The 10,037-nt window shown below is 71.4% G+C and carries 7 protein-coding genes and 1 pseudogene; 6 read left to right on the forward strand and 2 right to left on the reverse strand.

Annotated elements, in window-relative coordinates; translation table 11 throughout:
• The first annotated feature begins 56 nt into the window (after nucleotides 1-56).
• From ABYE80_RS03170 to ABYE80_RS03185, 4 genes and pseudogenes are all read left to right on the forward strand, one after another.
• Nucleotides 57-2,048 (forward strand): hypothetical protein, encoded by a 1,992-nt coding sequence (locus ABYE80_RS03170; RefSeq protein WP_372788606.1) that lies wholly within the window; start codon nucleotides 57-59, stop codon nucleotides 2,046-2,048.
• On the forward strand, nucleotides 2,045-4,306 hold the full coding sequence (locus ABYE80_RS03175; protein ID WP_372788607.1) for a hypothetical protein: 2,262 nt from the start codon (nucleotides 2,045-2,047) through the stop codon (nucleotides 4,304-4,306). The genes ABYE80_RS03170 and ABYE80_RS03175 overlap by 4 nt, the downstream gene beginning before the upstream one ends.
• A gap of 411 nt (nucleotides 4,307-4,717) precedes the next feature.
• Nucleotides 4,718-4,912: pseudogene (locus tag ABYE80_RS03180) on the forward strand (TetR/AcrR family transcriptional regulator); the annotation flags it as partial.
• A gap of 155 nt (nucleotides 4,913-5,067) precedes the next feature.
• On the forward strand, nucleotides 5,068-5,298 hold the full coding sequence (locus ABYE80_RS03185) for a hypothetical protein (protein WP_372788616.1): 231 nt from the start codon (nucleotides 5,068-5,070) through the stop codon (nucleotides 5,296-5,298).
• Between the two features lie 5 nt (nucleotides 5,299-5,303).
• Here the strand turns inward: ABYE80_RS03185 and ABYE80_RS03190 are convergent, their stop codons facing one another.
• Nucleotides 5,304-6,182 carry an SDR family oxidoreductase gene (locus ABYE80_RS03190; RefSeq protein WP_372788609.1) on the reverse strand — a complete coding sequence of 293 codons (879 nt, stop codon included), beginning with the start codon at nucleotides 6,180-6,182 and terminating at the stop codon, nucleotides 5,304-5,306.
• A gap of 67 nt (nucleotides 6,183-6,249) precedes the next feature.
• Here ABYE80_RS03190 and ABYE80_RS03195 point away from each other — a divergent pair, with 67 nt between their 5' ends.
• Nucleotides 6,250-7,734 (forward strand): succinic semialdehyde dehydrogenase, encoded by a 1,485-nt coding sequence (locus ABYE80_RS03195; protein WP_372788611.1) that lies wholly within the window; start codon nucleotides 6,250-6,252, stop codon nucleotides 7,732-7,734.
• 37 nt (nucleotides 7,735-7,771) lie between these two features.
• Nucleotides 7,772-9,742 carry a TolB family protein gene (locus ABYE80_RS03200; RefSeq protein WP_372788613.1) on the forward strand — a complete coding sequence of 657 codons (1,971 nt, stop codon included), beginning with the start codon at nucleotides 7,772-7,774 and terminating at the stop codon, nucleotides 9,740-9,742.
• 21 nt (nucleotides 9,743-9,763) lie between these two features.
• Here the strand turns inward: ABYE80_RS03200 and ABYE80_RS03205 are convergent.
• Nucleotides 9,764-10,037, reverse strand: a 274-nt coding sequence (locus ABYE80_RS03205) for a pyridoxal-phosphate dependent enzyme (RefSeq protein ID WP_372788614.1), incomplete at its 5' end; no start/stop codon positions are given.

The raw sequence follows: 10,037 nt of genomic DNA on the forward strand, positions 1-10,037 counted from the left end.
CGGTCGACCGCCCATTGTGGAACATACAGGCGGGATTGTATGTATATGATGGGTAGATGCGTCGGGTCAGGCATCTCAGTGCGCTCCGCGCGGTGCTCGCCGCATGCCTCGTCGTCGGCTCGGGGGGGCCGGTCGCACTGCCCGCCGTCGCGGCCGCCACGTCGCCGCTCGAGGCCATCGAGGTGGAGCGGGAGATCCCCGCGCCCTCTGGATACACATGGGTCGATGCGGTCGGTGCCGCGTTCTTCCTGCCCGATCAGGTTCACATCGTCGCGACCGCCCACGACGGGCACGGTGAGCGGGCAGTCGTCATGGCGCTCGACGGATCGGAGTTCCGCTGCCTGACCTGTGGGCTGCTCGAGAAGGTCAGGGCGCCGCAGGCGTTCCCGGACGGCAAGCGACTGTTCCTCAGTGCCTCGCTGGGCGAGGGCGGCACCTCGGACTCGCAGTCCTTCGTCCTGGAGTGCCAACCGTCGCTGGTGCGCTGCGAGGACCGGCGCCTCGTCGACGTCACCTTCCCGATCGACTCCCTGACCCAGCCGCCCAGCGCGCAGAACCGTGAGGCGGGCATCCATCCCTCCGGCGAGTACGTGAAGTGGGGTGAGGTGCGTGCGATGGAGGGGCAGCGGATGACGATCGGCCGCCTCGTCCGGGCCGACAGCGAGTACGTCGTGGAGCAGCCGCGGGTGATGAACCCTGCCTACCGCCTCGACGGGACGCTCGAGGACTTCATCGCCGCCAGTCGCTTCTACGAGGCGCAGGGCTACACGGACGGCTGGACCGACGGCGGGCGCGTCATGAAGTACGGGGCGACCACCACGGCCGAGAACTACGACATCTGGGAACTGGACCTCACGACCGGTGAACGCCGCCGTCTGACCGACGACCTCGACTACAACGAGAACGGCGACTACCCCCCCAGCGGGGACGCGATCGCCTACGCGAACGGTCGTGGGCTGGACAGGATGGACGTCTTCACGGCGCTGGAGCGACCGCCGCTCCTGGACGTCGTCGGCTTCGCGCAACTCGGTCGCGTCGGCCTGCACAACAACCGCCGCTGCCTGAACGAGCGCTGGCTGATGGCGCGCAAGGAGGGGGAGACGCGTGGCGGATACGGCGGGCAGCCCGTGGTGCTCGACGACGACTGGGCCAGCCGCTCCTGGTCCTGGTCGGCGGACGGGACCCGCGCGCTGCTCGTCGAAGACCGCCTGCAGCCGGTCAACTACACCTCCGGCGACGTCCACGAGCACACCCGGATGCGGATCGTCCGGTTCCCGGGTCGTCGGCCGTCGCCCGCGCCTTCGCCCCATCGGCTCACCGACACGGACCTGGCCCGCTCGACGGTGGCCTACGCGGACTACGCGGGACTCCCCGGTCGCGGTGCGGTGGGGCCCACCACATTGGCGGGCCCACACTCCGGCACGGCGACCGTGACCTACCTCGGCACATTCGCCGGTGGTCGCTTCGCCGTGGCCTTCGACCGCTACAGCGCCGACGGCCGGACCTTCATCAGCGGGACTGAGGTCTTCGAGGTCCCCAACCCGGTCGTCGCCTCCCGCTACACGGCGGACCTCACCGCGACCGGCGAGACACCTGGCCGCATGACCGCGAACCTGACGATCCGGGCGCGGGACGCCCGGGGTGAGATCCGCACCCGGGTGGGGGACAGGACCTACGACGGCATCACCACCCAGCTCGACTGCCCGGGCATCCGTCAGCCCGAGTTGCGGCTCGACGTGCTGCGCCGGCGAGCGCTACGCGGCGGACGGGTCGCCGTCACGGTCCGGGTCACGAGCCGCGTCGTTGAGGACGACCGGTACCGGCCAGTACGCGGGGTGCTCGTCCAGGCCGCGCGCGGTGGCCGGGCGGCGATCGGTAGGCGCGGCGCTCGGCTCGACCGTCGAGCACCGCGCAACGCGAGAGCCCGCACCGATGAGCGCGGGCGGGCAACGGTGGTCCTGATCCGCCGCGGCGCCGCCGTCATCGGCACGCATACCGACGGCTTCCGCGACGCGGCGGCCACGGTGCGACTGGGAGGTCGGCGATGACCGTGCGCCGTCGCGTCCGCCGTGCTGATCTCGTGGCTCTCGCCGCGATCCTGGCGACCGTGCCGACCACCGGCTCGGCCGCGCAGGCCGCAGCCCCGCCCCCGCTGGAGCCGATCGAGGTGGTTCGGACGATCGCTGCCCAGCCGGGCGCGCGGTTCGACGCCGCCACGCTGCTGCCCGACCAAGAGCACATCCTCGTGCAGCAGACCGTCGGCGGCTCGCCGCAGCTCGGCGTGATCCCGCGTACCGGTGGCGCGTTCCGATGCATCACATGCGAGGTGGCGAGCAACGCAAGCGACCCGGATCCGTTCGACGACGGGCGCCGGATCCTCGTGCGCCGGCCCGAGGGAGCCGGTGCGGCGATCGACGCGGCGGGAGACCTCTCCCCGGTGGGGGGCGGACTGGGAGACCTGCAGTTCTCGATCATCGAGTGTGCCCCGTCGATCGCGGACTGCGACCGCGTGTCGGTGGGCGCCGTCACGTTCCCGATCGACGGTTTGACCGAGGGCGCGCAGATCCGCGAGGTGGCGCCGACGCCGGACGGTGAGTGGCTGAAGTTCAACGAGGTCCGCACGACCGAGGGCGAACGGATGACGATCGGACGCCTGGTCCGGGAGGGGAACGACTGGGTCGTCGTCGAGCCCCGGGTGCTCAACCCGCCCTTCGAGCTCGCAGACGACGCCGCCGGGTGGATCGACGCCGGGCGCTTCTACGAGTCGGGCGGCGGGCCCAGCGGGCGGTCGTTCTCGTACGACGGGCGGACGCTGAAGTACGGCGCCACGACGACGGCATTGAACTACGACGTGTGGAAGCTCGATCTCGCGACCGGTAAGCGGACGCGGGCGACGACCGACGTCGACTACAACGAGATGTCCGACACCTCGCCGGACGGTCGCTGGATCGCGGCGTCCTCGTCGCGAGGCCTGGACCGGATGGACGTGTTCACCGAGGTGGTGCGGCCGCCGTTCATCGACAACGTCACGTTCGGTCAGATCGGACGCATCGGGCTGTTCAACAACCGCCGCTGCATGAACGAGCGGTGGCTGTGGGCCACCGACCCCGGCCAGCAGGCGGGCGGCTACTCGGGGCAGCCTGTCGTCACCGAGGACGGATGGCTGATCCGGGGGTGGCGCTGGACGCTGGACGGCACGGGGGCCGTGCTGTTCGAGGAGCGCATCCCCAACGAGGCACGGCCGACCGAGCCGTCCGCGCGAAGCCGCATCCGCGAGATCCGCTTTCCCGCACGCGTGCCGACGCGTCCTCCCGCCGCAGTCGCGCTGTCGGAGATCACCGACCTCTCGTGGGCTGCCGACTACGGGACCTACCACACGATCTCCGGGATGGACGTGCCCCGGCGGGTGGTGCGCGGGCCCGGCGGCGGGACCGCAACGCTCAGTTTCGTCGGGCGGTTCGCGGCGGGCCGCTGGGAGGTGCGGTTCGACCGCTACGTCGATGAGCACGGCCGGACGATCACCGGCACCGAGTCACTGACGACCTCCAACCCGCTGGTGCAGGCCACCTGGGACGCCCACCTCGTGGTGGATCGTCCTGGTTCACCGGAGGCCGAGCGCCTGGACGGCACCATCACGGTCGGACCGCAGGGCCGCTTCACGGGCACGGTCAGGAGCACGGTCGATGGTCGCACGCGGACCGGAGTCCCGACGCAAGCCGACTGCCCAGGCGTCCGTCAGGCCCCGCTGCGGATCACCTCCGTGAACGTCCGAGAGGGTTCCGGTCGCCGACCGGCCCGCATCGTCGCCCGCGTGATGGCCGATCTGCCCGAGGACGCAACGCCACGGCCGGTGCGCCAGGTGCTCGTCACCGGGCCGGAGGGCCGCACGGCGAGGACCGACGCCCGCGGACGGGTGCGGATGACGCTGCGCGGGAGGGGCCTTCCGGGCGTCCTGTCGCTGCGGGCGCAGGCCGGTGGCTTCAAGCCCGCGTCGATGGACGCCGTTCGCGGTGCCGACGGCCGGTACGAGCCGGTCGTCACCGTCGTGCCGCGCTGCCTCAGTCGCCGGCGCTTCGCAATCCGCCTCCCCACCGTGCGTCGAGGGGAGCGCGTGGTGCGGTGGGAGGTCAGCGTTGCCGGGCGCCGCGTCCCCACCCTCCGTCGCGGAACGAGGCGTTACGCCGTGGTCGATCTCCGGGGACGGGAGGCGGGTCGCTACCGGGTGGTGGTGCGAACGCGCACATCGTCCGGCAGGCACGAAACGCGGGTGCGGCGGTTCACGACGTGCGCGGCGCGGCGACCGTGAGAGCGATCAGTTGACACACCATACGGACGGTACGTTAGTTGCTCGGAGGCTCACCCGATCGCCACGATCCTCCGAGGGTCGATGTTCGCACCGCTGCCGTCGCGACGGGTGTGCCGGAATGCCGCTGCGCTGCCGACGCGGTGCAGACCGCGTTCGTCGTGGCAATGCTGCGCCGGATGCAGAGCGAGGGATCGCCTGCGTCGCTCCGACCCTGGCGGCGACCGAGGCCGACGACGAGCGGCTGCGGGCCGCCCTTCCCGGCACGGTGTGGGTCACCGGGTGCAGCAGTTGGTAGCTGGATGCCGAGGGGCTCCCCGAGTTGTGGCCGTGGACACCGTCCCGGCACCGGGACGCGCTCGCGCGGCCACGGATGGAGGACTTCGAGACTCGGCCGGTCGCGGAGCCCGCGCGATGAGCGGGCAGGCGGGCCCGGCCGGGCCGCGGACGCAGGCGCAGCGCCGGGCCAGGACCCGGTCGGCCCTGCTGGCGGCGACGATCGACTCGCTGGTGCAGGACGGGTACGCCGGCACGACGACCCGGAGCGTCGCGGCACGAGCCGGGGTGACACCGGGCGCCCTGCAGCATCACTTCGACAGCCGTGGCAGGCTCGTGACCGAGGCCCTGCGGACACTGAGCGAGCAGCTCGCCGAGCGGTTCCTCGTCGCGGCGCTGGCCGACGGCTCGACGCGCGCCGAACGCGCCGAGATCCTGATCGACCACCTGTGGGAGGTCCATCGCGAGGAGCTCTTCCGCGCCCGCCGATGGCGGCCCAGGTGCTGCAGGGCGCGGCGCGCGTCTTCCCGGATCTCCTGGCCCGGCCGGGGTTCGCCGAGGCGGTCGCCGTCGGACTGGCCACGATGCGCGGGCTTGCCCTTGACGGGTTCCTCCCAGGGAGCGACCCGGAGGCGCTGTGGCCCGCGGCCCGTGAGCATCTCCTGGCGCTGTTCGAGCGCGCGGCCGGGGCCGCGGACTCTCCGCGGGGGCTGGTCTGAGGCGATCAGACCTGCTCGGTGTCGCGGGTGCCCTTGACCTCGCGATCCGCGCGCTCCTGGTAGGCAGCTCGGGCGGATTCGTCGCGCTGCAGCAGATAGCTGTCGGCACCCACCACGCGGACGAGCGGCTCGCGGATGACTCGCGGGATCAGTGCCAGCAGGCGGGACTGCCGACCGAGTGAGGCCGGGACCCAGACCTCGGGTCGCGGGCGACCGATCGTGGCGAGAATCGCTGCGGCGATCGCCTCGGGGGACTGCTCGCTCGCGCCGCGCGGCGTGTGCAGGCCCGATGTCAGGTCGGTCTTCACGATGCCGGGCAGGATCGCGCTGGCGGTGACACCCGTCCCGTGGAGCTCGAGGCGCAGCGCGTCGGTCGCGTGGGCGACGAACGCCTTCGTACCGCCGTAGGTGACCGATCCCGGGACGGGAATGCGCCCGCCGCTGGAGGCCACGTTGATGATGTGGCCGCGGCGGCGCGCGAGCATCCCGGGGAGCACCGCCTTGCAGCCGTGGAGCACACCGTGCACGTTGATGTCGACCTGCTTGCGCGCCGTCGCGTGGGACTCGTCGACGAGTCGGTCGACCGGCATGATGCCCGCGTTGTTGACCATGATGTCGATCGGACCGAGTTGCTCCTGCACGGCGACGACGAAGGTGTCGAGGGCGGCGGCGTCGGTGACGTCGAGCGGCAGGCCGATGGCCTGGGAGCCGATCTCCGCGGCGACCTCTCGCGCTGCGTCGAGGTCGAGGTCGCCGACGGCCACGCGGGCGCCGGCGTCCGCCAGTGCGATCGCGGTCGCGCGGCCGATACCGCGGCCGCCTCCGGTGACGGCGGCTACGCGACCGTGCAGGGACGCGAGGGCGGGCTTCCGCGAGAGGCGCATGGGCGACACCGTACCTCAGCCACGCGCATGTTGTAAACAGTCGGGTCTGTATGTAAGTGTCTAGGGAATGACCGCTCCCATCTCCGTCCTGGACCCTGCGCGGGGGATCGAAGTCGGGTCCGTGCCCGACCTCGGGCGAGAAGAGGTACGACGGTTCGCGGACCGAGCCCGCGCCGCGCAGGCCGCGTGGGGTGAGGCTCCGGTCGCTGAGCGCTGCGCGGTGCTACGCCGGCTGCGGGTCTGGCTGCTCGACCATGCCGATGAGGTGATCGCAACCGTGATCTCCGAGACCGGCAAGACCTGGGAGGACGGGCTCTTCGCGGAGGTCGCCTACACCAGCCAGGCCGCCGGGTTCTGGGCGCGGAGGGCTCCAGGCTGGCTCGCCGACCGCCGGTTGCGCGCGTCGTCGCCGGCGGTGATCGGTCGGCGCAGCATCGTCCGTTACGAGCCGCACGGGCTCGTCGGCGTCGTGGCCCCCTGGAACTATCCGCTGTCGAACGCGCTGGGTGACTGCCTGCCGGCGCTCGTCGCCGGCAACGCGGTGCTGCTCAAGCCCAGCGAGGAGACCCCGCTGACCGCCCTGCTGGCCCAGCGGGCGCTGCGCGAGTGCGGGCTGCCGCAGGACGTCCTGCTCGTCGCGACCGGACGGGGCGAGACCGGAGCGGCAGTGGTCGACGAGGTCGACATGGTCATGTTCACCGGGTCCACGCGCACCGGGCGCACGATCGGCGCGCGGTGCGGGGAGCGGCTGATCCCGTGCTCGTTGGAGCTCGGGGGCAAGGACCCGATGATCGTGCTGGCCGACGCCGACCTCGACCGTGCTGCCAACGCCGCCGTCTACTACGGCATGTTCAACGCGGGCCAGACGTGCATCTCCGTGGAGCGCGTCTACGTCGAGGACGCCGCGCACGATGCCTTCGTGGACAGGGTGGTCTCACGGGTCCAGGCCCTGCGGGTCGGTGACGGCCACGGAGGGCCCGGAACGGTCGACGTGGGATCCCTCACCTTCCCTCCGCAGCGGGCGCTGGTGGAGGCACATGTGCGTGATGCGCAGCAGCGGGGGGCGCGAGTGCTCGTCGGGGGGCGCAGTGGGCCCGCGGGCGGGCTGTTCTACGAGCCGACGGTCCTCGTCGACGTCGACCACACCATGCGCTGCATGCGCGAGGAGACCTTCGGTCCGACGCTGCCGATCATGCGCGTGGCCGACGAGGATGAGGCGATCCGGCTGGCGAACGACTCGCCCTACGGCCTGGCGGCCTCGGTGTTCACGCGAGACGCTGCCCGCGGCGAGCGGATCGCGCGTCGCCTGCAGGCGGGGAGTGTCGCGGTCAACGACGCGCTCGTGTTCTACGCGGCGATGGCGCTCCCCATGGGCGGGTGGAAGGAGTCCGGGGTGGGGGTTCGTCACGGCGCGGAGGGGTTGCGCAAGTACTGCCGGTCGCAGTCGTTGGTGGTCGCCGGTCGGCTTCCGTCACGCGACCCCCACATGTTCCCCAACCGGCGGCGCCGCTCGCGCCTGCTGCTGCAGGCGCTACGCGCGATCTCGAGGTAGTGACGCATACATACCGTCCCGACGGTATCTTTAGCTCGTGCTCCGTTCTGTCGTCTCGCTCCTGCGGCTCTCGATCGCGGTCTCAGCCCCGCTTGGGATGCTGTCGATCGCGGCATTGGCCCACGCCGCGCCCCCGCCGCTCGAACCGATCGAGATCGAGCGCACGGTCGACTTCGACCTGCCCGACGGCGTCGTGCTCGTCGACGAGCCGCGCGTCGATCTGACCCCCGACGAGGAGCATCTCGCCATCGGAGTCGAGGTGAAGGGTGCGGACCACGTCGGTATCACCGACCTCGAGGGCAGGAACTACCGCTGCCTCACCTGCGGCCACGTGGAGACCGCGCTCAAGCCCGAGCTCTTCCACGACGGCAAGCGGCTGTGGTTCGCCGACCAGAGCGGCCAGAGCTCCGGCGGAACCGGTGACTTCCAATGGTCGATCCTCGAGTGCGCACCTTCGATCCTGGCTTGCGAGAGCGCCACTGTGCTCCCGGTGACGTTCCCGCGTGACAGCCTCGCGCAGGGCGCGCAGAACCGCGAAGCACGCCCGGACGTGGGTGGGAAGTACGTCGGCTGGAACGAGGTGCGCGCCGAAGAGGGCACGCGCATGTCGATCGCCCGGCTCGTGCGCGGCGATCGCGGGTATTCGCTGGTGGACACGCGGGTATGGAACCCGCAGTTCACCCTGTCCGACAGCGCCGACGACTGGGAGCACGGCGGGCGCTTCTACGAGGGAGGCTCGCCCGTTCTGGGCAACCGCAGGCTCAAGTACGGATCGACCCGGACCGCCGCCAATTACGAGATCTTCGAACTGGACCTCCTGACCGGGAAGCGCCGCGCGCTCACCACGGACCTCGACTACAACGAGGTCGCCAGCTACTCACCGGACGGGCGCAGCGTCTGGTACACGAGCGCCCGGGGTCTCGATCGCGCCGACGTCGTGACGCAACTCGTTCGACCGTCGTTCATCGACATGGTCAGCTTCGGGCAGCTGGGACGGGTGTTCCTGTTCCAGAACCGCCGCTGCATGAACGAGGGCTGGCTGATGGATCACGAGACCGGGCAGCATCTCGGCGGTTACGCCGGGCAGCCCGTCCTGCTCGAGGACGACTGGAACCTGCGCCGCTTCGCCTGGTTCGCGGACGGGACGCGCGCCGTGACCTACGAGCAGCGGCTGCCGAACCGCGTGGAGCCCACGGGGGCCGACGCCCGCCGCCGCGTGCGGATCGTGCGCCTGCCGGCCCGGACCCCGACGACCCCGCTCGAGTCGATCGACCTCGACGAGACCATGATGCGGGCGCTGACAGTGCCGGCCTCCGAGTACCAGGGCATGGCGATGAAGCAGGTCAACGGGCGGGTCGTACCGGGCCGCGCGTCGGGTACGGCGACGATGACCTTCCGCGGCACCTTCGCCGGGGGAGCGTGGGAAGTCCGCTTCGACGGGTACAGCGACGACGGCAAGACGTTCGTCAGCGGCACCGAGTCGTTGACGACGCCCAACCCGATCGTCCAGGCAACCTGGTCGGCGGACCTCGTCGTGACCGGGGAGCACCCCGGCTACTTGCGCGGGAAGATCGATGTGATGCCCCAGAACCGCTTTTCCGGGAAGGTCGAGAGCGAGGTCGATGGACGCCACCTGAAGGGCATCCCCAAGCAGGCGGACTGCCCAGGGCTGCGTCAGCCCGAACTGACCGCGCGGGTCGTCCGCCGCAAGGCCCGGCGAGGCGGCCGGATGGACCTGCATGTCAAGGTGACGTCGCTGGTTCCCGAAGATGCCGAAGCCCGGCCGGTGGTCCACGTCGACGTGGAAGCCCGCCGCTTCACGAAGGGCAAGCGTCCCAAGTCGGCACGTCGCGGCCCGCTCAGGGTGACCGGCAGGACTGCCGCCGATGGAACGATCCGCCTGATCGTGCGCCGGATCCCCGACGCGCAGTACGTCGTCCGCGCCAGCGCCGGCGGGTTCAAGCCATCGGAGACGCGAGTTTCGGCGATCCGCGTCAAGCGCCGCTGAATCGGGCGCGGACCGCCGCGCTCAGCGGCCGTACAGGCCGGTGCTCAGGTAGCGCAGACCGGAATCGACGACCACGGTGACGACCGTGGCGTCGGGACCCAGGCGCTCCGCGGTCCGCAGGGCGACGACGAGGCTGGCCCCGGTCGAGGTGCCCGCGAGCAGGCCGCGGTCGCGGGCCAGCCGGCGGCTCATGTCCATGGCGGCCTCGCTCGCGACCTGCTCGATGGCGTCGACCTCCCGGGGGTCCCAGAGGGGTGGGACGAAGCCGATCCCGATGCCCTCGATCCGATGCGCA

This window comes from Paraconexibacter sp. (assembly GCF_041602235.1).
Taxonomy (GTDB): Bacteria; Actinomycetota; Thermoleophilia; order Solirubrobacterales; family Solirubrobacteraceae; genus Paraconexibacter.